The following is a 24,716-nucleotide window of genomic DNA, read 5'->3' as shown; positions in this document are numbered from 1 at the left end:
GGGAGGCCGGTGGACCGGCCTCCCTGATGGAGCTGGCGGTCGGCTTACTTCACCAGGCCGACTTCGTGCATCACCTTGGAGACGCGCTCGATCTCGTTCTTCAGGAAGGTGTCGAAGGCCGCACCCGCCAGGAAGGAATCGTCCCAGCCACGCGCCTTGAGGATCTCCTGCCATTCCTTCGACTTCACCATCTTCTCGACGGTGTCGGTCAGCGCCTTGGTCTGTTCGGCCGAGAGGCCGGGAGGGGCGACGACCGAACGCCAGTTCAGCAGCTCGAGTTCGATGCCCTGCTCCTTCAGCGTCGGGGCGTCGGGAGCGTTCTCCAGGCGCTTCGGCGAGGAGACGGCGAGCACGCGCAGCTTACCGGCCTTGATCTGGCCCTCGAACTCGCCATAGCCGGAGACGCCGGCCGTGACGCGCCCGCCGAGCATGGCTGCGAGTGCCTCGCCGCCGCCCGAGAACGGGATGTAGTTGATCTTCTTGGCGTCGGCGCCGACGGCCTGCGCGAAGAGCGCCGCGAGGATGTGGTCGGTGCCGCCGGCCGAGCCGCCGGCCCAGGTCACCTTGGCAGGGTCGGCCTTCAGGCGCTCGGCGAGGTCCTTGGCGGTCTTGAGCGGGGACTCGGTCGGGACGACGATGACCTCGGCCTCGGCCGTGAGCCGCGCGATCGGGGTGATCTGGGTCAGGTTGACCGGGGACTTGTTCAGGAGGATCGCGCCGACCATCACGAAGCCGTTGACCATGAGCTGGTCGCCCTGGCCCTTCGCGCCGATGAGCTGGGCGAGGCCGATGGTGCCGCCGGCGCCCGTGACGTTGTTGACCTGGACGCTCTTGACGATGCCGGCGCCGGTGAGGGCCTGCTGCATCGAGCGGGCGGTGCCGTCCCAGCCGCCGCCGGGGGCCGCGGGCGCCATGATCTTGAGTTCGTTGACCTGGGCGAATGCGGCTGTCGAAAGCGCAGCAAGAGCCACGGCTGTGATTGCGCCGCGCTTCAGGATCGATGTCAGCATGGAATTCCTCCGGTTACGGCCTTTCGCCGTGTTTATTGGGGCGGCTCGCCTGTGACACCCTGCCGCGCCGGGCGTCAATTGCGCCCGATTGAATAATGTCCTGTCAATAATTTTCGACTGAAGCGGGCCTTCGCCGCAGAGTCTACACCTTTCTTCCTACGACTCCGGCGAGCGGCGTCCATAACACGCTGGCGGCGCTCCGTCCGATCGCGTAAGCGCAAGCCATGAGCCAGACGCGTCTCGCCGATCGCCACGAAACAGCGCCGAACCTGGGCAGACTGCCGCAGCACCTGACCGGGATCGGCGTGGCGCTGATGGTGCTGATGCCACTGGCGATGTGGCTCGCCAACCGTTCGGCCCCGCTGATGCTCGGCCTTGCCGCCATTCCCCTCCTCGCCGCGGCCATCGCGGCGGGCCAGGCGAGGGGCATCGCCGGGCGCCTGCGCAAGCTGCTCGCGACACCGCCCGGGCTGGCTCTGACCGCCTTTCTCGCCTGGGGGCTCGTCTCCATCCTGTGGAGCCATAAGCCGGGTGCCTCCTTGCGCGCCTGGGGCGAGCTCGTGCTGCCGATCGTCTTTGCGCTCGCCATCGCCGCCTCAGGCCGGTTCAGGCCTCAGCCCGCCTGGCTCCGGGCGCTCGCGCTCGCGATCATCCTCTCCTGCCTCCTGGCGATCATCGAATTGGCCTCTGGGCTGTCGCAGCGGGCCGAGCTGGGCATCGGCAAGCTGATGAGCTTCGTCTTCAACCGACCGGCGATCACTGCGCTCGTGCTGGCGGTGCCGACAATCCACGGCTTGTGGAGCCTCCCGGCGGCACGCCGCTCCGACCGGGTCCTGGCGGTGGTCCTCGCGCTGGCAGTGGCTGCTCTGGCGCTGCGCTCGGAAAGTGCTTCGGCTCGTCTTGGCGTCGCCGTCTGCGTCCTCTGCTGGGGGGTGTCGGCTCTGTGGCCGCGCCTGACCCTGACGGCCGTCGGTTGTGCCTTCGTCCTCGCCATGGCGATTGCCCCGGTGCTCGGCGTCGCTGCCCAGAACGGGCTGCCTTCGCTGATCCTGAACCGGTTTGCCGTGATGACCGGTCAGGCTCGCATCGATATCTGGCTGAGCTTCGGCGAGGTGGCGCGGGCCCGGCCGATCGCCGGCGCCGGCTTCGGGACTTCGGCCACCATGCATGAGAACCCGGTCGCGGCCGAGGTCGCGCCCGAGCACCGCCTGCTCCTGGCGGCAGGTCACCCGCACGACATGCCGCTGCAGACCTGGGCCGAGACCGGGGCGATCGGGGCGGGCATCCTCGTTCTGGCGGGCCTGCTCCTGCTGGCGCGGCTGCGCCGCATGCCGGCGCGCGAGATGGCGCCGCGTCTTGCGCTTTTCGCCGGGGCTTTCGCGATCTCCGTCGTCGGGCATGGCGCCTGGCAAGGCTGGTGGATCGCCATTCTGGGCGCCGGAATCCTCTGGTTCGGTTCCGGGGCGGATGCGCGACAAGGAGAAGACCATGGCTGAATTCGACGTCGACCTCTTCGTCATCGGCGCCGGCTCCGGCGGCACGCGGGCGGCGCGCATTGCGGCGGGGCACGGCGCCCGCGTGATGATCGCGGAGGAGGATCGCATCGGCGGTACCTGCGTCATCCGCGGCTGCGTCCCGAAGAAGCTCTTCGTCTATGCCAGCCGCTTTGCCGATGATTTCGAGGATGCGGCCGGTTTCGGCTGGACCCTGCCGGGCAAGCCTTCCTTCGACTGGCCGACCCTGCGCGACGCCGTGGCCAACGAAGTCACCCGTCTCTCGGGCCTTTATCGCAAGGGTCTCGAAGGCGTGAAGGCCGAGATCCGCGAGGAACGGGCCGTTGTCGAGGGGCCGCACGAGGTTCGTCTGCAGAAGAGCGGCCAGCTCGTCCGTGCCCGGCATATCCTGGTCGCGACCGGCGGCTGGCCCTCCTTCGACCCGCCGATCCCCGGCGGCGATCTCGCGATCTCCTCCAATGAGGTGTTCCACCTGCCGGCGCTGCCGAAGCGGATGCTCGTCGTCGGCGGTGGTTACATCGCGCTCGAATTCGCCAGCCTCTTCGCCCGGCTGGGCGTGGCGGTGACGCTGCTGCATCGCGGCGACAACATCCTGCGCGGCTTCGATGAGGATATCCGTACCCGTCTGCGCGACGCGTTGAAGGAAGCGGGCATCACCTTCCGTCTCGGCTGCACGGTCGAGCGCCTCGAGGAGCTGCCGGACGGCAGTCGCCGCGCCTACTGCGCCTCGGGCGCACCGGTCGAGGCCGATGTCGTGCTGGTCGCCACCGGGCGGCGTCCCAACACGCGGGGGCTCGGGCTGGAGAGGGCCGGGGTTGCGCTGGGGCCGCTCGGCGAGGTTATCGTCGATGCGGCCTCGACCAGCAGCGTCCCTTCGATCCATGCGGTCGGGGACGTCACCAACCGGGTCAACCTGACACCTGTCGCGATCCGCGAGGGCCACGCCTTTGCCGACTCCGTCTTCGGCGGCAAGCCCTGGACGGTGGATCACGGCACGATCGCCTCGGCCGTCTTCACCACTCCGGAGGTCGGTACCGTCGGGCTGAGCGAGGCCCAGGCCATCGCTGCCGGCCACACGCTGCGCATCTTCGAATCGAATTTCCGCCCGATGAAGGCGACGATTTCCGGTCGGCACGAGCGCATCTACATGAAGCTCGTCGTCGATACGAAGACCGACAAGGTCCTGGGCGTCCACATCCTCGGCCACGATGCCGGCGAGATCATCCAGGCGACGGCCATCGCTGTGACGATGGGCGCGACCAAGGCGGATTTCGACCGCACCGTCGCGCTCCATCCCAGCGCCGCCGAGGAACTGGTGACGATGCGGACGCCGTCCCGCTGAGGTCGCGTTATTTCGTGCAGACGAAGATGCGGTCGAGCCCTTGAGGCGCGAGACTATGCTTCTCCGTCAGCCGGTGGCGCTCGCCTTCCTCGGCAGTGAAGGTGATCTCGGACACCGTGAAGCCCGCCGCCGCGAGCTTGTCCGGGAAGTCCCGGCCATAGAGCCGGACATGGTCCCAGCCGCAGATGCGTTCGATCTCCGCGGCCGGCATGTCCGCTGGCGGTTCCCAGGTCTCGGCCCGCTCCTGGTCGAGCGGAACGGAGAAGAGTGCCGTCCCGCCCGGCTTCAGCACGCGGAAGCATTCGCGCATGCCTCGGGCATCCTCGGGAACGTGCTCGAGGATGTGGTGGCAGATCAGATAGTCGAAATGCCCATCGTCGAACCGGATGTCGGTGATGTCGACAACGGCATTGGCGACCTTGCTGATCTTGACGTCTCCCGCAACGTAGCGAGGATTATTGCGCCAGAGGCGAAAGAACGGGCGCTCCGGCGAGAAGTGCAATACCGCCTTGTCGCCGAGATCTAAGCCGCTTCGGCGCAGAAAAAGCCCGGTAATGCGATCACGCTCTTTCGACGAACAGTTGGGGCAGCGTGCCTCGGGTCGTGGACCGACGTCGAGGAAGCGCCCTTCATGGCCGCATATGGTGCAAAGCCGGTCGGCATAGGATTGTAGAAATTGGCGCGGCTTACGAATGAAAGCACGCATATATTCTTGGAGAAATATGTTGATGTTCATGATATTCGGTTCGTCGCCCCCGGCAAACTGAATAAGATTCATCTAACCGGCTAGCGGTTACCGAAAAAACTGTCAATCAAAGAAAAAGAAGAATCTGTATGGATTTTATGCCGGGATCAACAGGATCTTCCGTAGCGGAATGATCTGGGTGCCGGCCATCGGGAACGGGTGCGAGAGCTGCGCCCGCGCTCCCGCGCCGAGCAGTGGTCAATCCGGCATCATGGGTGTATAGCCGCCCCTTCGCGCCATGAAGAGGTGAACGATGCGCGATCTCAACATCAGGAGCATGTAGACCCATGTCCGAGCGGTGGACGCCAGAGAGCTGGAGGGCCAGGCCCGCCCAGCAGATTCCGGATTATCCGGACCAGGCAGCCTTGAAGGCGGTTGAGCAGCAGCTCGCCGGCTTTCCGCCGCTCGTTTTTGCAGGCGAGGCGCGCAAGCTCAAACGGGCGTTGGGCAAGGTCGCGGCCGGCGAGGCCTTCCTCCTTCAGGGAGGCGACTGCGCGGAGAGCTTCGCCGAGCATTCCGCCGACAACATTCGCGATTTCTTCCGGCTGTTCCTGCAGATGGCCGTGGTGCTGACCTTCGCCGGCGGCTCGCCTGTCGTGAAGGTCGGGCGCATCGCCGGGCAATTCGCCAAGCCGCGCTCGGCGCCGCTGGAGAAGATCGGCGACGAGGAGCTGCCGAGCTACAAGGGCGACATCGTCAACGACATCGCCTTCACGGCCGAGGCCCGCATCCCGGATCCACGCCGCCAGCTCGAGGCCTATCGCCAGTCGGCCGCGACGCTGAACCTGCTGCGCGCCTTCGCATCGGGCGGCTACGCCAACCTCGACAACGCGCATCGCTGGATGCTCGGCTTCGTCAAGGACAGCCCGCAGTCGCACCGCTACCAGGAAGTCACGGAGCGCATCACCGAGGCGCTCGAGTTCATGCGCGCCATCGGCATCGATCCGGAGACCCACCCGGAGATGCGCACGACCGACTTCTACACCAGCCACGAGGCGCTGCTGCTCGGCTACGAGCAGGCGATGACGCGCGTCGATTCCACCACCGGCGAGTGGTACGACACCTCCGGCCACATGGTCTGGATCGGCGATCGCACGCGTCAGCTCGACCATGCCCATGTCGAGTTCTTCCGCGGCATCAAGAATCCGATCGGCCTGAAGTGCGGCCCTTCGACCACGGTCGATGGCCTGCTCAAGCTGATCGAGGTGCTCGATCCGCAGAACCAGCCGGGCCGGCTGACCCTGATCGGCCGCTTCGGCGCCGACAAGGTCTTCGACAATCTGCCGGCGCTGGTGCGCGCGACCAAGCGGGAAGGGCGCAACGTCGTCTGGTCCTGCGATCCGATGCACGGCAACACGGTCAAGGCGGCGAGCGGCTACAAGACCCGACCCTTCGACCTGATCATGACCGAGGTGAAGAACTTCTTCGCCGTCCACCAGGCCGAGGGCAGCCATGCCGGCGGCCTGCACCTGGAGATGACCGGCAAGAACGTCACCGAGTGCACCGGCGGTGCGCGCGGCATGACCGACGCCGATCTCAACGACCGCTACCACACGGTCTGCGATCCGCGCCTCAATGCCGAGCAGGCGCTGGAGCTTGCCTTCCTCGTCGCCGAGCTGGTCAAGCGCGAGCGGGCAGGGCGGGCGCGTCCCGAGGTCGAGGCAGCCGAATAAGCTGCTTCGACGATCGAACGAACAAGAAAAGGCCGGGACGCGCGTCCCGGCCTTTTTCGTTGCGGCAGGGGCGCCGCTTCAGAACTTGACGCCGACTGCGGCGCGCGCCGTGTTGACGGTCGTCGTGGTACCTTCGACATCGGCGAAACGGATGAGCTGATATTCGCCGCGCAGGAAGATGTTCTCGGCCAGCGCCCAGTCGACACCGCCGCCGACCGTCAGGCCGTAGCCGTAGACGTTCTTCTTGCTGGCGCCGACGGTGAGCGGGTACCCGGCCGCCGTGCCCTGATAGATCGCGCCGGTCAGCGGATTGGCCTGGGTCAGGTAATTGGTGGCCGTGACCGTCGAGCTCGTATTGAAGCGCCCGACCGCTCCGCCGATCGTCGCGAAGGGCATGAAGCTCCCGAAAGCCCAGCCCATGCGCAGGCGAGCCGTGGCATAGTCGTTGAGCTTGGCGCTCTGGTTCGTGGTCAGCGAGAAATCGTTGACCGTTCCATCGGAGGTCTGGAAGCGGCGGGCGATGTAGTCGTCGATCTGATAGGCGTGGCCCGAGCGGGTATAATCCGCCTCCACGCCCAGGACCGCATCGCCGAAAGCCCAGTTGTAGCCCAGGAAGCCGAAATAGGTGGCGCCGCTGTCGCTCTTCTCGGGAAGGTTGTTGACCAGCGATCCCATATTGACCTGCTGGCCGAGCGTCGTGTTGCGGAATGCGAAATTGGCCAGGTCCTGCAGGCCGGTGCCGGGCTTGAACTTGGTGTCCGATACGCCGGCGCCGCCGCCGAAATAGAAGCCCGTCCAGTTGAACGAGCTGGCAAAGAGCGTCGGGGCCGGCGGCGCATCCTCGATCTGGGAGCCGCGCAGCACTGGGTAGTCGGCCGCGAAGGCTGGCAAGCCGGCGATGGTCGCGAGGGCCGCGAACCCGAATGCGGGTGCAATGGAACGGATACGCATCCTGTTTTCCCCGGGGCAGCGACCCGTTTCCGCTCGTTTCGCCCTGCCCAAGGTCTATTCATGCCTTGGTAACCCTAATGTCGGGTTAACGGTGCGGAAGGGCTCCCGGACGGCAATGCACCCGCAATCCCGGCGGTGTCGTTGGCGCCGCGCCGGGGGGCGTCGTCTATCCGCAGGGTGGAAGAGATGCCGATGATGAGCACGCAAGGCGACGAGGCCGAGCCGGTGCCCACGACCAACGAACTGCGCGTACCGCCGCGCGAGGCCTGGTACTGTGTCAGGAGCGCCGGCCTGCTCCCGCAGGGCGCGATGGAGGCGGTGACGCTCCTCGGCGAGCAGATCGTGATCGGACGCCGGCGGGATCTGCGCCTTTTTGCCTTGCGCGACCGCTGCCCGCATCGCGGGGCGCCTTTGTCGGAAGGCAGCTTCGACGGCTCCGCGGTCACCTGCCCCTTCCATGGCTGGCGCTTCGGCGCGGATGGGCGCTGCCGGGCGATGCCGACGCTGGTCGATGACGACCCGACCGATCCGACGACGGTGAGGGTGGCCTCCTTCCCGATCAGCGAGAGTGACGGCAATATCTGGGTCTATGCGGGCGCGAACCCGGCGGATGCGCCACCTGTGCCGAGCCTGTCGGTGAACGGCAAGCAGCGTTGCCGCGTCGCCGTCTCGGTGCTTGTCGAGGCCTCCTACGATCTGTGCGTGCTCAGCCTCATCGATCCGGGCCATGTCGGCTACGTCCATAATTCCTGGTGGTGGCGCCCGACCGCGACGGCCCGCGAGAAGGTCAAGGATTTCGACCCGCTGCCCTTCGGCTTCCGCATGAAGGCGCACAGGGCGGCGGCGAATTCGCGCGGCTACCGCCTGCTCGGCCGGCCGCAAACCGAGGTCGATTTCCTGCTGCCCGGCCAGCGCATCGAGCGCATCCGCATGGGCGAACGCTCGATCGTCAACGCGACGTTCGCCACTCCGGTCGATGCACGCCATACGCTGCTCACCAACATCCTGCTCTCGGACCTGCCGCAGCTCGCTTTGCTGCGCCGTCCGGTCGGCTGGGCGGCGCGGGCCTTCCTGCGGCAGGACCAGCGCATTCTCGAGCTCGCCCAACAGGGGCTCGACCGCAAGCCGACCATGCTGCTGATGGGGCAGGCGGACCGATTGGCGCAGTGGTATTTCCGCCTGAAGCGGGACTATGCGGCGGCACGGCGCGAGGGCATCGCATTCCGCAATGTCATCGCGCCGGAAAGGCTACGCTGGCGCACCTGAACCGCAGCGGGGATTTGACCGGCGGCTCGCGCGGAAGATGCATTGTCGCTCGGGAGCAAAAGCGCCATAAGCCCCGTCATGAATTCCTCTGCCACGCCATCGACCAACGCCGCGCCTCTGGTGCGCTTCGCGCCGTCGCCCACCGGCTATCTCCACATCGGCAACGCCCGGCCGGCGCTGTTCAACTGGCTCTTCGCCCGTCGTCATCGCGGCCGCTTCCTGCTGCGCTACGACGACACCGACGTCGCCCGCTCGAAGCAGGAATATGCCGACGCCATTGCCGAGGATCTCGGCTGGCTCGGCGTCGTGCCGGACGAGGTGATCCGGCAGTCGGACCGCATCGCGATCTACGATGCTGCGGCGCATCGCTTGCGGGCGGCGGGGCGGCTTTATGCCTGCTACGAGACCCCCGACGAACTGGACCGTCGCCGCAAGCGCCAGCTCGCCCGTGGACTGCCGCCGATCTATGATCGTGCCGCGCTGAAGCTGACAGTCGAACAGAAGGCGGCCTTCGAGGCGGAAGGCCGCAAGCCGCATTGGCGCTTCCTGCTGGAGGGACGCATCGTCACCTGGGACGACCTCGTGCGCGGTCCTTCCCATGTCGATTGCGCTTCGCTGTCCGATCCGGTGCTGGTCCGCGAGGATGGCAGCTACCTCTATCATCTGCCCTCCGTGGTCGACGACATCGAGACCCGGATCACGCACATCGTCCGTGGCGAGGACCATGTCACCAATACGGCGATGCACATCCAGATGTTCGAGGCCCTTGGCGCAGGCTCTCCGGTCATGGGGCACGTCAACCTGCTGACCACCGCGAGCGGGGAAGGGCTCTCGAAGCGTCTCGGCCATCTCTCGCTGCGCGGCTTGCGCGAGGCCGGCGTTGAGCCGCTGGCCGTCGCGGCCCTGGCCGTGCTGGTCGGAACCTCGGATGCGGTGAGGCCGGTGGAAAGCCTTGACGAGCTAGCCGGTCTCGTCGAGCTGGCGCATGTCTCGCGTGCGCCGGCCAAGTTCGACGAGCACGAGCTGGACACGCTGAGCGCCCGCACCTTGCATCAGATGCCCTTCGCGGCCGTCGCGGACCGGCTAACGGCGGCCGGGATCGCCGGCGGCGAGGCCTTCTGGCTGGCGGTGCGCGGCAACCTCGCCAAATTCGACGAGGCGAAGCTCTGGTGGCGGGTCGTCGAGGGGCCGGTCGCGCCCGTCATCGCCGATGCAGGCTTTGCGGCGAAGGCGGCCGAGCTGCTGCCGCCGGAGCCTTTCGACGGCACGAGCTGGAAGAGCTGGACCCAGGCCGTCTCCGCCGCGACGGGCAGCAAGGGCAAGGCGCTGTTCATGCCGCTGCGCCAGGCCCTGACGGGCCTTGATCACGGCCCGGAGCTGGCGGCTCTCCTGCCATTGATCGGGCGGGAGAAGGCGTTGAAGCGGCTGGCCGGCGAAAGCGCCTGAGGCGCAGCCCTCACTCGTGCCGGTGCATCGCCGAGGCGTGCTTGGTGTCGCGCATCAGCGCGTAGACCAGGAGCGAGATGAAGATCATGCCGGCGAGATAATAGAAGAACCACTGCTCGTGGCCCTGCTGCTTGAAGAACAGGGCTATGGCCGGCGCCGTGCCGCCGAAGATCGACACTGTCACCGCATAGGGCACGGCCACGCCGGTCGCCCTGACCGCGGTCGGGAACAGCTCGGCTTTCACCACGGCGTTGATCGAGGTGTAGCCGGCGGTGAAGATCCAGGCCCCGCAGATCAGCAGGAACGCCGTCCAGGGGGATTTCGTACCGGCGAGGGTAGTCAGAATCGGCACGGTGAGCAATGTGCCGGCGATGCCGAAGAACATCAGGACGGGCTTGCGACCGATCTTGTCGGAGATCAGCCCGTAGATGGGCTGCAGGATCGAGGCGAAGATCAGCGACCCGGCGATGACATAGGTCGTGACGATGTCTGAAAGCCCCACCGTCTGCTTCACGAAAGTCTGCATATAGGTGGTGAAGGTGTAGAAGGCAGCGGTGCCGCCAGCGGTGAGGCCGACGACGATGGCGATCTCGCGCGGATAGCGCAGCAGACCCCTGAGCGAGCTCTCGCGCTTCATGGTGCTCTTCGCCGCCTCGAAGGCCTCGGTTTCCTGCATGTGCCGCCGCATGAACATCGCGGTGATGGCGAGCAGGGCGCCGATCACGAAGGGCACGCGCCAGCCCCAGGCGACGAGCTGCTCATGGGTCAGGAAGACGTTCTGGAGCAGCAGCAGCACCAGGATGGCGGTCAGCTGGCCGCCGATCAGCGTCACGTACTGGAAGCTCGAATAGAAGCCGCGATGCTCGGGGTCGGCGATTTCGGTGAGGTAGGTCGCGCTCGCTCCGTATTCGCCACCGAGGCTCAGGCCTTCGATGATGCGCGCCAGCGCCAGGAGCGCCGGAGCAGCGAAGCCGATCGTCTCGTAGGTCGGGGTGAAGGCGATGATCAGCGAGCCGAAGCACATCATCAGCACCGACACCATCAGCGAGAGACGCCGGCCATAGCGATCGGCGAGGTGGCCGAACAGCCAGCCGCCGACGGGGCGGACGATGAAGCCGGCCGCGAACAGCGTGGCGGCGTTGAGCTGCTGCACGACGGGGTCTGTCGAGGGGAAGAAATGCGGCGCGAAATAGAGCGCGAACGCGGTGTAGGCGTAGAAGTCGTACCACTCGACGAGGTTGCCGACCGAGCCGATGAAGATCGCCTTGATCCGGCGCCTGGCATCGGCGAGTTCGATGGGATGCGGATGGTGCGGCTGCTGCGCGCTGACGTCCGACATGGCGGCCTCTGCATGTGACGACGGGAGCGCCAGAGGCAGGCGCCGCGGGGGAGCCGCGGGCCGGATGCGGTCTGGTGCCTCCCGAAAGGGCGGCAAGGTCCGCTTTTTATGCGACGGTCTCAGGCATGCGTCCAGCGCCGAAGCCGGCGTTCGCCGGCTGCATGGCCTGTGGGAGGCGCATGGAACTTTTTGTGATCAGGGCCTGACCAGCTGCGGGCTCAGATTGGGCGCGAGGTTCGGCGCCACGATACGCACGGCGCGCCGCTCGCCGGTGACGCTGCGCGATTCGCTCTTCAACCCGTCGCGCTTGTCGAGGATCTTCTCGCCGACCGTGTCGGGGCCGACACCCGCCGACTCCGTGCCGGAAGTCGGCGAATTCTCCGACGGCATCGGCTTCTCGTCCGGGATCTCCGGCGCGGCGGCTGGCGCCGGCGCCGCAGCCGGCTCCGGCGTGGCGCCGCGGCGTTTCGGGTCCGGCTTCGGCCGCGAGAGCTCGGCGGCGCGCTGCTCGGTGACGATGACGTCGCCCTTGCGCTTGTCGAGCAGGTATTCGGCGTTCTTCAACGCCTCCGACCAGCTTTGGCCCTGGCCGCGGCAGGTGCAGGCCGAATCGAAGCTGCGCTGGTATTTGCCGGCATTCGGCAGCGACGAATAGGGTTGCCCGGTCGAGCGTGAGGCGGCGTTCTGGATGTCGCCGCCGGTGCTCATGCCGAAGGCGGTGGTCTCGGAGCCCGGGCAGAGCGCCTGGCACATCTCGTCGGCATTGCCGGTATTGTTGGCGAGCGGAAAGAAATAACCGTCGCAGGTGCGGACGCAGACCGTCTGCGGGCCGCCGAGGCGCGGCTTTTCAGGTTCGATCACCGATTGCTCGGGATCGAGCTCCGGCACGGTCGAATCGACACCGCCCGGCCCGGGATCGCGGCCGAAGATCGTGTCGAAGAAGCCACGCGGCCGCGGGCCGCAATTATTGCTGATCGCGGCGGCAAGTTGGGCGCGACGCTGCTCGAGCCCACCTCCCTGCGCCTGCTGCTGCAGCGCGCCGTACTGGGACTGCAACTGGCCGAGCTGCTGGCGGATGAAATTGCACTGCGGCGGAGGCGAGTCGAAGAAGCTGAAGCCGCGCTCGCAGCCCATGGAACGATATTGGTCGCTGAGCCGGGCGAGCTGCGCGCCGACGCGCTGCGCGGCCTGCGCTGCCCGGGCGTCGCCGCCGCTGCGGCCTTGCAGGCTCTGAAGCTCCGCGCGCCACGCCTCGCAGGATGCAGACTGGGCGGCAGCCGGTCCGCCCAAGGCCGCCAGCGCCAGCAGAACCATGCCGAAGCGTCTGGAAAATCGCAGCATCATCGCAAGTCGGGTCACGTCATCCACTGTCGGAGCAGGCCGTCGGGCCGCAAACTCCTGCCAACAACACCTGCCAAACACGACGGAACTATGGAACCCCGCCCGCAAGCCCGGCGCTGACTCGGCCGGGACGGCGCGGCTCCCGCATGCCACATCCGCGCCTGCGCAGCAATCCGGGCCGGGCCGCGTCGCTCCTGTGGTGGAAAACTTCGGCTTTCGCTAGAAGCACTGGAACCGTCCTGCGATTTTCGCGCCCAGTTCCCGTTCGTCCCGAGGCCAGCATCGCTCATGTCCGCATACCTGCCGCTTCACGAAGCCGTCATCCCGGAGCTGCCGAACTATTATCGCGGCAAGGTCCGCGAGAATTACGATCTGCCCGACGGCCGGCGCATCCTGATCTCGACGGACCGGCTCTCGGCCTTCGACCGCGCCATCGCCGCGATTCCGCTGAAGGGGCAGGTGCTGACCCAGACGGCGCGCTACTGGTTCGAGCGCACGGCCGATATCTGCCCGAACCATGTCCTCGAATACCCAGATCCCAACGTCGTCGTCGGCAAGCGGCTCGAGATCCTGCCGGTCGAGATGGTGGTGCGCGGCTATCTGGCGGGCACGACCGGCACCTCGATCCTGACCCTTTACAAGCAGGGGCAGCGCGAGATGTACGGCATCCGTCTGCCGGATGGCCTGCGTGACAACCAGGAACTGCCGCAGGCGCTCATCACCCCGACCAGCAAGGCCTTCGATGGCGGTCACGACGAACCGCTTTCGGCGTCGCAGATCGTCGGGCAGGGGCTGCTGACGCAGAAGCAGTGGGACACCGTCTCGGCCCATGCGCTGGCGCTGTTCGCCCGCGGCCAGAAGCTCGCCCGGGAGCGCGGCCTCATCCTAGCCGACACGAAATACGAGTTCGGTACCGACGCCGAGGGCAACATCCTGCTCGCTGACGAGATCCATACGCCGGATTCGAGCCGCTACTGGTTCGCCGAGAGCTATCCCGAGCGCTTCGCCAGCGGCGGCAAGCCGGAATCCTTCGACAAGGACTTCGTGCGCAATTGGGTGGTGGCGCGCTGTGACCCCTACAAGGAAGAGCTGCCGCCGATCCCGCAGGAGCTGATCGATCAGACTTCGGCGGTCTATGTCCGCGCCTATGAGACCATCACGGGCGAGGCTTTCGCCTATCCCCCGAAGGGCGAAAATCCGCAGGACCGGATCAGGCGCAATCTGGCGAAGTATTTCTGAGGGCGCGGCGGGTTACGACCCGTCCTCCTCGCGATAATTCCCCGCGAGCAGCCGGCCGCGCTCGGTCAGGATCGAGAGCACGCGCTCGAAGACCTTGATCTCGTCGGCTGCGATCCCCTCGATCCAGCGCGCCTCGAAGCCGAGCGCCAGCGGCACGATCTGGTCATAGACGCGCTTGCCGGCCGCCGTCAGCGTCACGAAGGATTCGCGCCGATCCTGCCGATTCTCGGAGCGCGAGACGAAGCCACGCTTCTCCAGCTCGGTCACGGCGCGCGAGACCTTGGTCTTGTGCATCTGGGCGAGCTCGCCGATGTCGCGCGAGGTCAGCTTGCCGAACTCGCCGAGCTGCGCGACCACGCGCCACTCCGGAATGCCGATGCCGAAATGCTCGGTATAGATCCGGCCGAGCGCGCGTCCGCCCAACGTGCCTACGACATTGAGGCGATAGGGCAGGAAGCGCTCCAACCGGAGCAGCTGATCCTCGGGGGCAGTGGGCGTTTTCTCTGACATGGACCGGTCTGTAGCTGGTTCCGAAGCGCCCGGCGAGCCGGTGCGGCGGCCATCCGCGGGAAAGGCGCGAGACCATATCGGCGAAACGAGAGGTTGTCGCGTGACGGGGCTGCGGCGATTGCGCTCCGTCTCGACCGGGCTAGCCCGGAAGCATGATAGAATAACAGGGCCATGCTCGGATAAGCTGCTGGAGACAGGACGAAACGGAGCGGAAAGCAGCATGGCGAACGCGTCCGGAACTCCTGCTCTGCGGAGCGAGGCCATGATGCGCCGGTGGGCCCGGCATTGGTTGCGTTCCTGCCGCGAGATGCCCGCCCGGGCACTGGCGGTGCTTGACCGCGACGACCGGGATCCGGCCGGAAGAATTCATGAGTTCCGCCGCTTGATGAAAGCCTGGCGTGCCTTGCTGAAGCTGGCTCCCGCGGGGCTGGCCGAGGAGGAGCAGGCTGTCCGGTGGGGTGTCGCGCGCCTGCGCCGTGGTTTCGGCATGGCTCGCGACGCGGTCGTCATTGCCAAGGTTCTGGGGACGCTCGGTCCGGACCACGCTTCGCGGGACGACGCTCAGGCTGCCGCAGAAGCGCTGCTGCGGGAGCAAGGGGACGCCGTACGGGCCGAGTTGCGGCGATTGTCGGATGCGATGGCGCGCTGGTCCCTGAGCGACGAAACAGGCGGTTTCCTGACGCGAACCTTCCGGGATAGCTATCGGCGGGCGCGGCGCCGCACGCGCCGTGATCCGCGCCGGATGAATCTGAAATGCTTGCATGGTTGGCGGACCATGGTCGTCGACCTGGGCTATCAGCTTCGCTTCTTCCAGCCGGCCGACCCTGTGCGCCTCCGCCCGCAGGTCGAAAGGGCGGAGCGCCTGCGTTCGCGCCTCGGCAACGTAATCGACCTGGACATGGCCCGCGCCTACCTCGCCGAAAGGCCGCCGACGGAGGATGGCGAGCGGCTTGCGGACGAGATCTCACGCCGGATTGCCCGCCAGCGCCGCAAGGCGGCCAAGCTCGCCCGGCGCCTTTTCGACCGCCGCCCGAAGCGTGTCAGCGCCCGCCTCCGCGAGGCGATGGGGCTCCATTCGCCGAGGCGGGTCAGCTTCGCTTGACCCGGTCTCGACGGTGTCAGGAAGGGGCGGGTGCTCAGCGCGCCTTCAACCGGTTCATGAACGAGTCGTAGGAGAGCTCCGCGATCTGCCACCAGAGAAGGTTCTCGCCGCGGAAGGCGACCATCGAATCGTAGCCCTTCTTGAAGTCCGGGCTCTTGGCGCTGGTCTCGGCGTAGTATTCGTCGGCCGCCTTCAGCGCCGCTTCCATGACCGGCAGCGGGAAGGCGCGCAGCTGCGCCCCCTGCGCCACGAGCCGGCGCAGGCCGCCCGGATTCACATAGTCGTATTTCGCCAGCATCCAGTTGTTCGCCGCTTCGCAGGCATGCTGGACGATCGCCTGGTAGTGCTTCGGCAGCTTGGCCCAGGCCTCCTTGCCGATGATGAGATGCAGCATCGCGCCGCCTTCCCAGAAGCCGGGGTAATAATAATATTTCGCCACGCGGATGAAGCCGAGCTTCTCGTCGTCATAAGGGCCGACGAACTCGGCAGCGTCGATCGAGCCGCGCTCCAGGGCGGGGTAGACGTCGCCGGGCGCGATCTGGGTCGGCACCACGCCGAGCTTGGCCAGCACCGAGCCGCCCATGCCGCCGATGCGGAACTTCAGCCCCTTGAGATCGTCGACGCCCTTGAGCTCGTTGCGGAAAAAGCCACCCATCTGGCAGCCGGAATTGCCGCAAGGGATGGAATACGCATTGAAGCGGTCGAGCACGCCGTTCACGATCTGCTCGCCGCCGCCGAAGTACCACCAGCTATGCTGCTGCCGTGCGTTGAGGCCGAACGGGATGCCGGTACCCAGGCCCAGCGTCGGGTCCTTGCCGATGTAGAAGTAGGTCGGCGAGTGCGCGCATTCGACCGTACCGGAGGAGACGGCGTCGAGCGCCTGCAGTCCGGGAACGATCTCGCCCGGCGCGAAGACCTGGATCTCGAACTTCCCGTCCGTGGCGTCGGAGACGTATTTCGAGAACTGCTGCGCCGTGCCGAAGATGGTGTCGAGCGACTTCGGGAAGCTCGAAGTCAGCCGCCATTTCACCTCGGGTTGCGACTGCGCGATCGCGGGCGCGGCGACGGCCGTCGCGGCTGCGGCGAGAGCCCCCGTTTTCAAAAACGACCGACGTTCCATATGGTCTCCTCCCAGAGCCAACTCACAGGCTTGTTGCGTCCTTATTGGCGCGTCCGGGAAGGAATGAAAAGAGATGAAGCTCGCCTCTCTCTCGCATGGCCGCGATGGTCGGCTTGTCGTGGTTTCCAGGGACCTGACGCGCGCGACCGACGCCTTCCCCGTCGTTGCCACGCTCCAGGCGGCACTGGACGACTGGGAGCGGTTCGCGCCGCGCCTCGCTGACCTTGCCGAGGGGCTGGAGCATGGCTCGGTCCCGTCCTTCCGCTTCCACGAGCATGACTGCGCAGCGCCGCTGCCCCGCGCTCCCCAGTGGCTCGACGGCTCGGCCTATGTGAATCATGTCGAGCTCGCCCGGAAGGCGCGCGGAGCGACCATGCCGGAGAATTTCTGGACCGACCCGTTGATGTACCAGGGTGGCAGCGACGCGTTGCTCGCGCCGCGCGGGCCGATCCATGCCCGCAGCGAGGAGGACGGCATCGATTTCGAGGGCGAGGTCGCGGTGGTGACGGGCGACGTACCGATGGGCGCAACCCGCGAGCAGGGCCTCGCCGCCATTCGCCTCGTCATGCTCGCGAATGACGTGAGCTTGCGGAATCGGATTCCGAGCGAATTGGCGAAAGGCTTTGGTTTCGTTCAATCAAAGCCGTCTTCGGCCTTCTCGCCGGTGGCCGTCACACCCGACGAACTCGGCGACGCCTGGCGTGACGGCAAGCTGCAGCGGCCGCTGCTCGCCCAGCTCAACGGTGCGCCCTTTGGCCGGCCCGATGCCGGAACCGACATGACTTTCGATTTCGGCACGCTGATCGCCCATGCCGCGGCGACGCGCCGGCTCTCGGCCGGCACGATCATCGGCTCCGGCACGGTCTCGAATCGCGATGCGGATGGCGGCCCGGGCAGGCCGGTTGCGGAAGGCGGGCTGGGCTATGTCTGTATCGCGGAGCAGCGCATGGTCGAGACGCTGCGCCACGGCGAACCGAAGACGCCCTTCCTGCGTTTCGGCGACACGGTCCGCATCGAGATGAAGGATGCCGCGGGGCATTCGATCTTCGGCGCGATCGAGCAGGAGGTTCTGCCCCATGCCTGACGCCGGGTTCGGCCGACGCGGGGCGCTCGCCGCGCATTTCCGCAAGATGGCCCATAACAACGCCTGGGCGAACTGGCGGCTGCTGACGGCTTGCGCCCAGCTGAACGACGCCGATTTCAAGGCCGAGCGGACGAGCTTCTTCCCCTCGCTGCACGCAACGCTCAACCACAATCTGATGATCGATCTCTATTATATCGACGCGCTCGAGCGCGGTGGCCTCGGTCGACAGGTCTTCGCGCGCTTCCAGCCCCTGGAGATCGCGCAGCTTGTCCCGGCCCAGGCGGCGGCCGACCGTCGGCTCATCGCGTTCTGCGATGGCGCGAGCGACGATCTGCTGGCGACGACGGTGGCGACCGATCGCGGCGAGAAGGGGCAGATCGAGGAGCGTGTCGACGATCTGCTGGCGCATCTTTTCCAGCACCAGATCCATCACCGAGGCCAGGCCCATGCCATGCTCGCGGGGACGTCGGTCGCGCCGCCGCAGCTCGATGAATATTTCCTGCTCTACGATTCGCAGCAGACGCGCGTCGAGCTGCGCCGTCTCGATCTCGCGCCGCCTGAGGAACTGCTCTGAAATTCGTCCGCCATGCCCTCCTTGGCGGGAGCCGAGGGGCCGGATAACCTGACTGCGACGACACCGCCTGCCGCGAGAGCCGAGAGCCATGATCGACCCCGTGCCGCTCTATTCCACGACCGTCCCGCTCTCCTTCTTCATCTGGGGGCCGATCTTCGTGGTGGTGCTCTATTGGCTCGTCGGCTTCTGGTCGAACCGGCAGGGTGTGCCGCGCATGCTGGAAAGCGATTGGGACGGCTATTCCGTCGCCGATGTGGAGAAACTCTTCACGCTCTATGGCGAGACGACGCGGGCGCGCTACCGCAACCGGGTGCTCCCGGCCGATGTCGCCTGCGCCTTCGCCTACGCCATCGTCGGCGGCATTCTGATCGCGGGTCTGACGATGCGCGGCCAGCCCTGGTGGGTGGCGGCGCTCTGCGGCGGAGGCTGGCTGATCGGCGGGCTCTGCGATGTCGCGGAGAACATCGCGGTCGCGCGCCTGCTCGACCGCTATCCGCGCGTCGAGGCCGGCGATGTCGCCTTCGCCAGCAATATGACGCGGCTGAAGCTGGTCTTCTTCTCCCTCGGCGTCGTCGGCGCCCTGGTTGCAGCCTATCTCGTGTTCAAGCCCCTGGCGGCGTGACCATGCTGCGCGGGCTGCGCTTCCTGCCGGTCCTCGCCGTTCTCGTGTCGCCCGCAGCCGCCGATGATGCCTACAAGCGCTGCATCGACGGTTCGGACGGCACCAACCCGGCCTGGGGCGCCTGCGGCGGCGAATGGGTCGCGCGCGAAGACGCCAGACTCAACGCGACCTGGAAGCGCCTCTACGAGGCGAGCGGGCCCAACACGAAGAAGGACCTGCTCGAGGAGCAGCGCGCCTGGAACGCCTTCAAGGAGAAATCCTGCAGGTTCTACGACAATGGCGATTTCGGGCGGGAAGGGCAGGTTCTGCATTTCCCGGCCTGCCGCGCGGAGGTCATCGCCCGGCGCACCGAGGCGCTGAAGCGCTATGAGATCGGGCCCTGATGCCGTTCGGGGCGCCCGAGGCGCAGTCGGGCAGCGACCACGGGTGGAGTGCCGATGAGGAGCCCGGGCTGCGCCGGTGCCGGCTCGAAACCGAGCCTGGCTGCAAGCCGTAGCGATGCGGCATTCTCCGGGTGGGTGGTAATGAGGATCTCTTGCAAGGCGAGGGCCTCGAAGCCGTGGCGCAGCAGGCAGTTGGCCGCTTCCCGGGCATAGCCCTTGCCCCAATGGGGCGTTCCGAAGCGGTAGCTGAGCTGAACCTCCTCTGCTTCCTCGCCATCGGGGATCAACCCGACATAGCCGGTGAAGACGGTCGGGGCCACTTTCGCGAAGACAGACCAATAGCCGAGGCCGCGCGCGACATGGGTGAAGCTGCGCGCGGCGACGGCCTCCCGCCCCATTGCAGGATCGTCGATCGAGGCGATATGGCGCATCACCTGCGGGTCGGCGTTCAGCCGAGCGATGGCGTCGAGATCGCCGAGCCGGCGCGGCCTCAGCAACAATCTCTCGCTTTCCAGCTCGGGTAGCATCTGTCGCCTTGGCTTTGATGTGGGGTGCGGTCGCAAAACTCTGGTGCACCCGCTCGAGGCATCCCATATCGTGCCGGGCGCCGAACCGAAACGCGCCGGGAGAATGGGAATGCTGCTTCGTCGTTGGATCCTGGCTGCGCTGGCCGTTACGCTTTCTGGAGCGTTCGTGGCACCTGCCATGGCGCAGGAGGATCTGATCTTCAAGAAATCCACCGTCTGGAAGGCGCTGACGCCGGACGACAAGCTCGCCGTCTACGGTGTCGACGATCCGTTGGTGGAGGGCGTCGCCTGCCATTACACCGTCCCGGAGAAGGGCGGCGTGAAGGGCATGTTCGGCGTGGCCGAGGAGGTCTCGGAGGTTTCGCTGGCCTGCCGGCAGATCGGGCCGATCAAGTTCAAGGACAAGGCCGAGCAGGGCGATGTCGTCTTCCGCGAGCGCCGCTCGCTGATCTGGAAGAAGATGCAGATCGTGCGTGGCTGCGACGCCAAGCGCAACGTGCTGGTCTATCTCGTCTATTCGGACAAGCTCATCGACGGTTCGCCGCAGAATTCGACCTCGACGGTTCCGATCATGCCCTGGGGCAATACGGGCGAGGCGCCGAAATGCAGCGACTGGATTAGATAGGCGAGAGGATCACTCGCCGCAGGTGATGCTGAGCGGCTGCTCGGCGGCCGCCACCGGGGTCGGCTTGGTCACGGTGCCGGTGAAATCGGTGCGGTCGGCCGTGCCGAAGGCGACTACCTTGCCGAAGCCTTGCGATTCGCACCAGGCATTGGCGACGATCTTGCCGCATTCCGACTTGCTCGAGATGCAGTCCGCGATGCCGTAGCCGTCGCTGGCGGGGATCAGGAAGGTGCGCTGCTCGCTGGGCGCTGCGGCCGGCCGGCTCATCGGCATGATCGAGAGCGAGATGCCGGCGACGGCGATCCCGAGCAGTCCGATGAAAGCCACGGCGCGGCGCATGTGACGAGATTCCTGAGGGCGTCGGGCGAGGAACCCGAGAATCGGGAGCATGGTTCCAGCCGGTTAAATTTGAATGAACCGCGCAATGCCGGTGCAATGTTCGGCGGTGCAATGCTGCATTGCAGCAATCGCGCGCCCTCTTGACGGAAAGCCCGCGGGAAGGCAATCAGTTTTCACCATGACGCGAGCCGCCATCAACAGCCGGATTTGCATTATTTGCCGCTAGCCTTCGCTGGCCGGCTGCTCACGTCCTCGTCCTGAAAACGAACCGACAAAAGCGCCCCCGGCCAGCGGCCAGGTCGCCCTTTCGTATTTCGTCGTTCGTTTCGTTCCAGGATTTAGCCCCGATGTCGCCGACCCTGAGGCTCTACAACACGCTGACGCGGACGAAGCAGGACTTCGCGCCGATCGATCCGTCGAACGTGCGCATGTATGTCTGCGGCCCGACGGTCTACGACTACGCCCATATCGGCAATGCCCGCCCGGTCATCGTCTTCGACGTGCTCTACCGGCTGCTGCGCCACATCTACGGGGCGGAGCACGTCACCTACGCCCGCAACCTCACCGACGTCGACGACAAGATCAACGCCCGCGCGGCGCGCGACTTTCCAGGCCTGCCGCTGAACGAGGCGATCGCGAAGGTCACGCAGACCACGACGGCGCAGTTCCATCATGACATCGATGCGCTCGGCACCTTGCGGCCGACGACCGAGCCGCGCGCCACCGAGCATATCGAGGAGATGAAGGCGATCATCGAGCGCCTGATCGCCCGCGGCGTCGCCTATGTCGCCGAGGAGCACGTGCTCTTCCACGTGCCGGCTGTCTCACATCTGACCAAGGCGCCGAAGTACGGCACGCTCGCTCGCCGCTCGCTCGACGAGATGCTGGCCGGTGCCCGTGTCGACGTTGCGCCCTACAAGCGCGATCCGATGGATTTCGTCCTGTGGAAGCCGAGCCGGGAAGGCATCGACCCCGGCTGGCCGTCCCCGGCTGGCATCGCCACGCCCGGCCGCCCCGGCTGGCACATCGAATGCTCGGCCATGTCGATGGCGAAGCTGCTCTCACCCTTCGGCGGCGGGCTCGCCTGCGACGACCCGACGAAGAACGTCTTCGACATCCATGGCGGCGGCATCGACCTCGTCTTCCCGCACCACGAGAACGAGATCGCCCAGTCCTGCTGCGCCTTCGGCGGAGGCGAGGGGCAGTCGCTCATGGCCAATATCTGGATGCACAACGGCTTCCTGCAGGTCGAGGGCGAGAAGATGTCGAAGTCGCTCGGCAACTTCGTCACCATCAACGAATTGCTGGAGACCGAGACCTTTGGCGGCCGCAAATGGCCGGGTGAGGTGCTGCGTCTCGCGATGCTGAAGACGCATTATCGCCAGCCGATCGACTGGACGGTGAAGGCGCTGGAGGAAGCGGAGAAGATGCTGCAGGACTGGGCGGAGGCCGCTCAGGGCGTGACAGCGTCCCAGCCTTCGGGCGAGTTGCTCGAAGCGCTCGCGGACGATCTCAATACGGCCCGTGTGCTGGCGGAACTCCATGCGCTGCGTAAGGGCGGCGATCTGTCGGCGCTTCTGGCCGGCCTCGATCTGCTCGGGGTCAAGCTGCCGGAGGTGGCGGCTCCCGCCGCTGTCGACCCAGCGGTCGAGCGCCTGATCGCCGCCCGTCTCGACGCCCGTCGCGCCAAGAATTTCGCCGAGTCCGATCGCATTCGCGACGAACTCGCGGCGATGGGCATCACACTGAAGGACGGCAAGGACCCGGCGACCGGCGAGCCGACGACGACCTGGGAAGTCAAACGATGAACACCAAGATCCGCCCTGCCGGCTCGCTTTCCTTCGCCATCAAGCTCGTCATGCTGGCGATGGTCGTGCCGCGCGTCGTCCGCTTCAAGCTGAGGCGCGAACGATGAGCGCCGCCCGCGTCCATCTCTTCGACACCACGCTGCGCGACGGCGCGCAGACCACCGGCGTCGATTTCTCGCTCGACGACAAGCGTGCCGTGGCGGCCCTGCTCGACCGGCTCGGTGTCGACTATGTCGAGGGTGGCTATCCTGGCGCCAACCCGCTCGACACCGCCTTTTTCGAGCAGAAGCCGACAAAGCAGGCGAAGTTCGCCGCCTTCGGCATGACCAAGCGGGCGGGGCGCTCCGCCGCCAACGATCCCGGTATCGCCGCGCTGCTGGAGGCGAAGGCCGATGCCATCGTCTTTGTCGCCAAGAGCTGGGATTACCATGTCCATGTCGCGCTCGAGATCTCGCTGGAGGAGAATCTCGTCGGCATCCGCGAGAGCGTCGAGGCGGCGAAGGCCGCCGGCCGCGAGGTAATGCTCGACTGCGAGCATTTCTTCGACGGCTACAAGGCCAATCCCGACTATGCGCTCGCCTGCGCCCGCGCGGCCTATGAGGCCGGTGCCCGCTGGGTCGTGCTCTGCGACACCAATGGCGGAACCTTGCCCGACGAAGTTGGCGCCATCGTGCGAGAAGTCGCCAAGATCGTGCCGGGCGAGCATCTCGGCATTCACGCCCATGACGATTGCGGCTGCGCCGTCGCCAATTCGCTCGCTGCGGTCGAGGCCGGCGCGCGTCAGATCCAGGGCACGCTCAACGGTTTGGGCGAGCGCTGCGGCAACGCCAATCTCGTCACGCTGATCGGCGCGCTGAAGCTCAAGGAGCGCTATCGCGACCGCTTTTCGCTCGGCATCGACGGGGATCAGCTCGCGGAGCTGACCCATGTCTCGCGTGCCCTCGACGAGATGCTGAACCGGGCTCCGAACCGTCATGCGCCCTTCGTCGGCGCCTCTGCCTTCGCCACCAAGGCGGGCATCCACGCCTCCGCCGTGCTCAAGGATCCGCGCACCTACGAGCATGTCGCGCCCGAGGCGACGGGCAACACCCGCAAGGTGCTGATCTCCGACCAGGGCGGCAAGTCGAATCTGGTGGCGGAGCTGGAGCGCATCGGCGTCACCCTCGGGCGCGACGATCCGCGCCTCAACCGGGTGCTGCAGGAGGTCAAGGACAAGGAAGCGCAGGGCTATGCCTTCGAGGGCGCCGACGCTTCGTTCTTCCTGCTGGTCAAGCGCATCCTCGGCGAAGTGCCGGAATATTTCGCGGTCGAGCGCTTCGCGGTGAATGTCGAGCGTCGCTACAATGCGCTGGGCGAGCTCGTCACCTTCTCCGAGGCGATCGTGAAGGTGCAGGTCGGCGATGAATTGCTGATCTCCGCTGCCGAGGGCGACAGCGGCCCGGTCAATGCGCTCGACATCGCGCTGCGCAAGGATCTTGGCCGCTACCAGTCGCTGATCGGGGGACTGCGTCTGCTGGATTACAAGGTCCGCATTTTCCAGGGCGGCACCGACGCGGTCACCCGCGTGCTGATCGAATCCGGTGACGAGACCGGAGAACGCTGGACCACGGTCGGCGTCAGCGCCAACATCATCGACGCCTCCTTCCAGGCGCTGGTCGACTCGATCACCTACAAGCTGGTCAGGGCCGGCGCGACAGCGTGAGCGGCCGGCCACTTCAGCCGAAGTCATCCCGGGCGTAGCGAAGCGCAGACCCGGGATGGCGGCGTTGGAGGCGGTTGAGGCCTCATTCCGTCAGGCGGATGACGCGGTCCTTGCACAGATCCATGTCGGCGTCGCTCGTGGCGTCGTCGTCGAACTTCGCCTGCACGGTATAGGCGCAGCCCTGCGGTTTGTTCAGCTTCAGCGCGACGCTCTTGCCGGGCGCCAGCGGCTTGGCGAGCCTGGCGACGAGGCGGGGCTGTTCGCCCGAGGTGGCGATCTCGAAGCTGCTCAGCGGTATGGTGCGCTGGTTGCTGATCGTGATCTGCGGATGCGGCCGAGAGGCCTGTGCCGCCGCCGGCAGGGCGAAGCCGAGAACGGCCCCGATGCCGAGGCCGAGCGCGGTCAGAGTGCGGAGTGCCATGGTCCTGTCTCCCATTGCCGAGCGTCGAGCGCT

Annotated in this window: 24 protein-coding genes; 14 read left to right on the top strand and 10 right to left on the bottom strand. The window is 66.6% G+C overall.

Annotated elements, in window-relative coordinates; translation table 11 throughout:
* Positions 1-44: 44 nt before the first annotated feature.
* The gene (locus CE453_RS20170) at positions 45-1,010 is read right to left on the bottom strand and encodes a Bug family tripartite tricarboxylate transporter substrate binding protein (protein ID WP_089176200.1); all 966 of its coding nucleotides are present in this window, start codon (positions 1,008-1,010) and stop codon (positions 45-47) included.
* Between the two features lie 224 nt (positions 1,011-1,234).
* Here CE453_RS20170 and CE453_RS20165 point away from each other — a divergent pair, with 224 nt between their 5' ends.
* On the top strand, positions 1,235-2,506 hold the full coding sequence (locus tag CE453_RS20165; RefSeq protein ID WP_089176199.1) for an O-antigen ligase family protein: 1,272 nt from the start codon (positions 1,235-1,237) through the stop codon (positions 2,504-2,506).
* On the top strand, positions 2,499-3,866 hold the full coding sequence (gor, locus tag CE453_RS20160; RefSeq protein WP_089178040.1) for a glutathione-disulfide reductase: 1,368 nt from the start codon (positions 2,499-2,501) through the stop codon (positions 3,864-3,866). The genes CE453_RS20165 and gor overlap by 8 nt, the downstream gene beginning before the upstream one ends.
* Positions 3,867-3,873: 7 nt before the next feature.
* Here gor and CE453_RS20155 read toward each other — a convergent pair whose 3' ends face one another.
* Complete coding sequence (locus tag CE453_RS20155) at positions 3,874-4,572, bottom strand: methyltransferase domain-containing protein (RefSeq protein WP_157733122.1); 699 nt, start codon at positions 4,570-4,572, stop codon at positions 3,874-3,876.
* Positions 4,573-4,898: 326 nt separating this feature from the next.
* Here CE453_RS20155 and CE453_RS20150 point away from each other — a divergent pair, with 326 nt between their 5' ends.
* On the top strand, positions 4,899-6,284 hold the full coding sequence (locus tag CE453_RS20150) for a class II 3-deoxy-7-phosphoheptulonate synthase (protein ID WP_089176197.1): 1,386 nt from the start codon (positions 4,899-4,901) through the stop codon (positions 6,282-6,284).
* A 78-nt stretch (positions 6,285-6,362) separates the two neighbouring features.
* Here CE453_RS20150 and CE453_RS20145 read toward each other — a convergent pair whose 3' ends face one another.
* Positions 6,363-7,235, bottom strand: coding sequence for an outer membrane protein (locus CE453_RS20145; RefSeq protein ID WP_089176196.1), 873 nt, complete (start codon positions 7,233-7,235; stop codon positions 6,363-6,365).
* Between the two features lie 192 nt (positions 7,236-7,427).
* On the opposite strand from CE453_RS20145, the gene CE453_RS20140 reads away from it, so the two are divergent.
* Entirely contained in the window at positions 7,428-8,501 is a 1,074-nt protein-coding gene (locus tag CE453_RS20140) for an aromatic ring-hydroxylating oxygenase subunit alpha (RefSeq protein WP_198302163.1), read from the top strand.
* Between the two features lie 78 nt (positions 8,502-8,579).
* The gene (gene gltX / locus CE453_RS20135) at positions 8,580-9,947 is read left to right on the top strand and encodes a glutamate--tRNA ligase (RefSeq protein WP_089176194.1); all 1,368 of its coding nucleotides are present in this window, start codon (positions 8,580-8,582) and stop codon (positions 9,945-9,947) included.
* Positions 9,948-9,957: 10 nt separating this feature from the next.
* Here the strand turns inward: gltX and CE453_RS20130 are convergent, their stop codons facing one another.
* Entirely contained in the window at positions 9,958-11,286 is a 1,329-nt protein-coding gene (locus tag CE453_RS20130; RefSeq protein ID WP_089176193.1) for an MFS transporter, read from the bottom strand.
* A gap of 195 nt (positions 11,287-11,481) precedes the next feature.
* Positions 11,482-12,645, bottom strand: coding sequence for a DUF2865 domain-containing protein (locus CE453_RS20125; protein WP_157733121.1), 1,164 nt, complete (start codon positions 12,643-12,645; stop codon positions 11,482-11,484).
* Between the two features lie 270 nt (positions 12,646-12,915).
* Here CE453_RS20125 and CE453_RS20120 point away from each other — a divergent pair, with 270 nt between their 5' ends.
* The gene (locus CE453_RS20120) at positions 12,916-13,866 is read left to right on the top strand and encodes a phosphoribosylaminoimidazolesuccinocarboxamide synthase (protein WP_089176191.1); all 951 of its coding nucleotides are present in this window, start codon (positions 12,916-12,918) and stop codon (positions 13,864-13,866) included.
* A 12-nt stretch (positions 13,867-13,878) separates the two neighbouring features.
* On the opposite strand, the gene CE453_RS20115 is transcribed toward CE453_RS20120, so the two are convergent.
* Positions 13,879-14,376: a MarR family winged helix-turn-helix transcriptional regulator gene (locus CE453_RS20115; RefSeq protein ID WP_089176190.1), complete on the bottom strand. Its 498-nt coding sequence runs from the start codon at positions 14,374-14,376 to the stop codon at positions 13,879-13,881.
* Between the two features lie 262 nt (positions 14,377-14,638).
* On the opposite strand from CE453_RS20115, the gene CE453_RS20110 reads away from it, so the two are divergent.
* Positions 14,639-15,478 (top strand): CHAD domain-containing protein, encoded by an 840-nt coding sequence (locus CE453_RS20110; RefSeq protein WP_157733120.1) that lies wholly within the window; start codon positions 14,639-14,641, stop codon positions 15,476-15,478.
* 34 nt (positions 15,479-15,512) lie between these two features.
* Here the strand turns inward: CE453_RS20110 and CE453_RS20105 are convergent, their stop codons facing one another.
* Positions 15,513-16,598, bottom strand: a complete 1,086-nt coding sequence (locus tag CE453_RS20105) for a TRAP transporter substrate-binding protein (protein WP_089176188.1) — start codon at positions 16,596-16,598, stop codon at positions 15,513-15,515.
* Positions 16,599-16,671: 73 nt separating this feature from the next.
* Between CE453_RS20105 and CE453_RS20100 the strand changes: the two genes are divergently transcribed.
* The 4 genes from CE453_RS20100 (at position 16,672) to CE453_RS20085 (ending at position 19,261) form a co-directional block, all read left to right on the top strand.
* Positions 16,672-17,682, top strand: coding sequence for a fumarylacetoacetate hydrolase family protein (locus CE453_RS20100; RefSeq protein WP_089176187.1), 1,011 nt, complete (start codon positions 16,672-16,674; stop codon positions 17,680-17,682).
* Positions 17,675-18,256, top strand: a complete 582-nt coding sequence (locus tag CE453_RS20095) for a DinB family protein (RefSeq protein WP_089176186.1) — start codon at positions 17,675-17,677, stop codon at positions 18,254-18,256. The genes CE453_RS20100 and CE453_RS20095 overlap by 8 nt, the downstream gene beginning before the upstream one ends.
* A gap of 88 nt (positions 18,257-18,344) precedes the next feature.
* On the top strand, positions 18,345-18,878 hold the full coding sequence (locus CE453_RS20090) for a hypothetical protein (protein ID WP_089176185.1): 534 nt from the start codon (positions 18,345-18,347) through the stop codon (positions 18,876-18,878).
* Positions 18,879-18,880: 2 nt separating this feature from the next.
* A complete protein-coding gene (locus CE453_RS20085; protein WP_089176184.1) occupies positions 18,881-19,261 on the top strand; it encodes a lysozyme inhibitor LprI family protein in 381 nt (126 codons plus the stop codon).
* On the opposite strand, the gene CE453_RS20080 is transcribed toward CE453_RS20085, so the two are convergent.
* Positions 19,243-19,788, bottom strand: coding sequence for a GNAT family N-acetyltransferase (locus CE453_RS20080; protein ID WP_157733119.1), 546 nt, complete (start codon positions 19,786-19,788; stop codon positions 19,243-19,245). The two genes, CE453_RS20085 and CE453_RS20080, sit on opposite strands and share 19 nt — an antisense overlap.
* A gap of 109 nt (positions 19,789-19,897) precedes the next feature.
* On the opposite strand from CE453_RS20080, the gene CE453_RS20075 reads away from it, so the two are divergent.
* A complete protein-coding gene (locus tag CE453_RS20075) occupies positions 19,898-20,413 on the top strand; it encodes a CreA family protein (protein WP_248307810.1) in 516 nt (171 codons plus the stop codon).
* A 9-nt stretch (positions 20,414-20,422) separates the two neighbouring features.
* Here CE453_RS20075 and CE453_RS20070 read toward each other — a convergent pair whose 3' ends face one another.
* On the bottom strand, positions 20,423-20,752 hold the full coding sequence (locus CE453_RS20070; RefSeq protein WP_089176182.1) for a hypothetical protein: 330 nt from the start codon (positions 20,750-20,752) through the stop codon (positions 20,423-20,425).
* A 347-nt stretch (positions 20,753-21,099) separates the two neighbouring features.
* Here CE453_RS20070 and cysS point away from each other — a divergent pair, with 347 nt between their 5' ends.
* Both cysS and cimA read left to right on the top strand, forming a co-directional pair.
* Positions 21,100-22,560, top strand: coding sequence for a cysteine--tRNA ligase (cysS, locus tag CE453_RS20065; protein WP_089176181.1), 1,461 nt, complete (start codon positions 21,100-21,102; stop codon positions 22,558-22,560).
* Between the two features lie 103 nt (positions 22,561-22,663).
* Positions 22,664-24,262: a citramalate synthase gene (gene cimA / locus CE453_RS20060; RefSeq protein WP_089176180.1), complete on the top strand. Its 1,599-nt coding sequence runs from the start codon at positions 22,664-22,666 to the stop codon at positions 24,260-24,262.
* 82 nt (positions 24,263-24,344) lie between these two features.
* Here cimA and CE453_RS20055 read toward each other — a convergent pair whose 3' ends face one another.
* Positions 24,345-24,683 (bottom strand): hypothetical protein, encoded by a 339-nt coding sequence (locus CE453_RS20055; protein ID WP_089176179.1) that lies wholly within the window; start codon positions 24,681-24,683, stop codon positions 24,345-24,347.
* Positions 24,684-24,716 lie beyond the last annotated feature (33 nt).

Source organism: Bosea sp. AS-1 (genome assembly GCF_002220095.1).
Lineage (GTDB): Bacteria > Pseudomonadota > Alphaproteobacteria > Rhizobiales > Beijerinckiaceae > Allobosea.
Note: the sequence above shows the minus strand (reverse complement) of the source record. Positions and strands in the feature narration are given on the sequence as shown.

Excerpts from the sequence above, each read along its gene's own strand:
- CE453_RS20170 (WP_089176200.1), bottom strand. The coding sequence starts at position 1,010 with ATGCTGACATCGATCCTGAAGCGCGGCGCAATCACAGCCGTGGCTCTT.
- CE453_RS20165 (WP_089176199.1), top strand. The coding sequence starts at position 1,235 with ATGAGCCAGACGCGTCTCGCCGATCGCCACGAAACAGCGCCGAACCTG.
- gor (WP_089178040.1), top strand. The coding sequence starts at position 2,499 with ATGGCTGAATTCGACGTCGACCTCTTCGTCATCGGCGCCGGCTCCGGC.
- CE453_RS20155 (WP_157733122.1), bottom strand. The coding sequence starts at position 4,572 with ATGCGTGCTTTCATTCGTAAGCCGCGCCAATTTCTACAATCCTATGCC.
- CE453_RS20150 (WP_089176197.1), top strand. The coding sequence starts at position 4,899 with ATGTCCGAGCGGTGGACGCCAGAGAGCTGGAGGGCCAGGCCCGCCCAG.
- CE453_RS20145 (WP_089176196.1), bottom strand. The coding sequence starts at position 7,235 with ATGCGTATCCGTTCCATTGCACCCGCATTCGGGTTCGCGGCCCTCGCG.
- CE453_RS20140 (WP_198302163.1), top strand. The coding sequence starts at position 7,428 with ATGATGAGCACGCAAGGCGACGAGGCCGAGCCGGTGCCCACGACCAAC.
- gltX (WP_089176194.1), top strand. The coding sequence starts at position 8,580 with ATGAATTCCTCTGCCACGCCATCGACCAACGCCGCGCCTCTGGTGCGC.
- CE453_RS20130 (WP_089176193.1), bottom strand. The coding sequence starts at position 11,286 with ATGTCGGACGTCAGCGCGCAGCAGCCGCACCATCCGCATCCCATCGAA.
- CE453_RS20120 (WP_089176191.1), top strand. The coding sequence starts at position 12,916 with ATGTCCGCATACCTGCCGCTTCACGAAGCCGTCATCCCGGAGCTGCCG.
- CE453_RS20115 (WP_089176190.1), bottom strand. The coding sequence starts at position 14,376 with ATGTCAGAGAAAACGCCCACTGCCCCCGAGGATCAGCTGCTCCGGTTG.
- CE453_RS20110 (WP_157733120.1), top strand. The coding sequence starts at position 14,639 with ATGATGCGCCGGTGGGCCCGGCATTGGTTGCGTTCCTGCCGCGAGATG.
- CE453_RS20105 (WP_089176188.1), bottom strand. The coding sequence starts at position 16,598 with ATGGAACGTCGGTCGTTTTTGAAAACGGGGGCTCTCGCCGCAGCCGCG.
- CE453_RS20100 (WP_089176187.1), top strand. The coding sequence starts at position 16,672 with ATGAAGCTCGCCTCTCTCTCGCATGGCCGCGATGGTCGGCTTGTCGTG.
- CE453_RS20095 (WP_089176186.1), top strand. The coding sequence starts at position 17,675 with ATGCCTGACGCCGGGTTCGGCCGACGCGGGGCGCTCGCCGCGCATTTC.
- CE453_RS20090 (WP_089176185.1), top strand. The coding sequence starts at position 18,345 with ATGATCGACCCCGTGCCGCTCTATTCCACGACCGTCCCGCTCTCCTTC.
- CE453_RS20085 (WP_089176184.1), top strand. The coding sequence starts at position 18,881 with ATGCTGCGCGGGCTGCGCTTCCTGCCGGTCCTCGCCGTTCTCGTGTCG.
- CE453_RS20080 (WP_157733119.1), bottom strand. The coding sequence starts at position 19,788 with ATGCTACCCGAGCTGGAAAGCGAGAGATTGTTGCTGAGGCCGCGCCGG.
- CE453_RS20075 (WP_248307810.1), top strand. The coding sequence starts at position 19,898 with ATGCTGCTTCGTCGTTGGATCCTGGCTGCGCTGGCCGTTACGCTTTCT.
- CE453_RS20070 (WP_089176182.1), bottom strand. The coding sequence starts at position 20,752 with ATGCGCCGCGCCGTGGCTTTCATCGGACTGCTCGGGATCGCCGTCGCC.
- cysS (WP_089176181.1), top strand. The coding sequence starts at position 21,100 with ATGTCGCCGACCCTGAGGCTCTACAACACGCTGACGCGGACGAAGCAG.
- cimA (WP_089176180.1), top strand. The coding sequence starts at position 22,664 with ATGAGCGCCGCCCGCGTCCATCTCTTCGACACCACGCTGCGCGACGGC.
- CE453_RS20055 (WP_089176179.1), bottom strand. The coding sequence starts at position 24,683 with ATGGCACTCCGCACTCTGACCGCGCTCGGCCTCGGCATCGGGGCCGTT.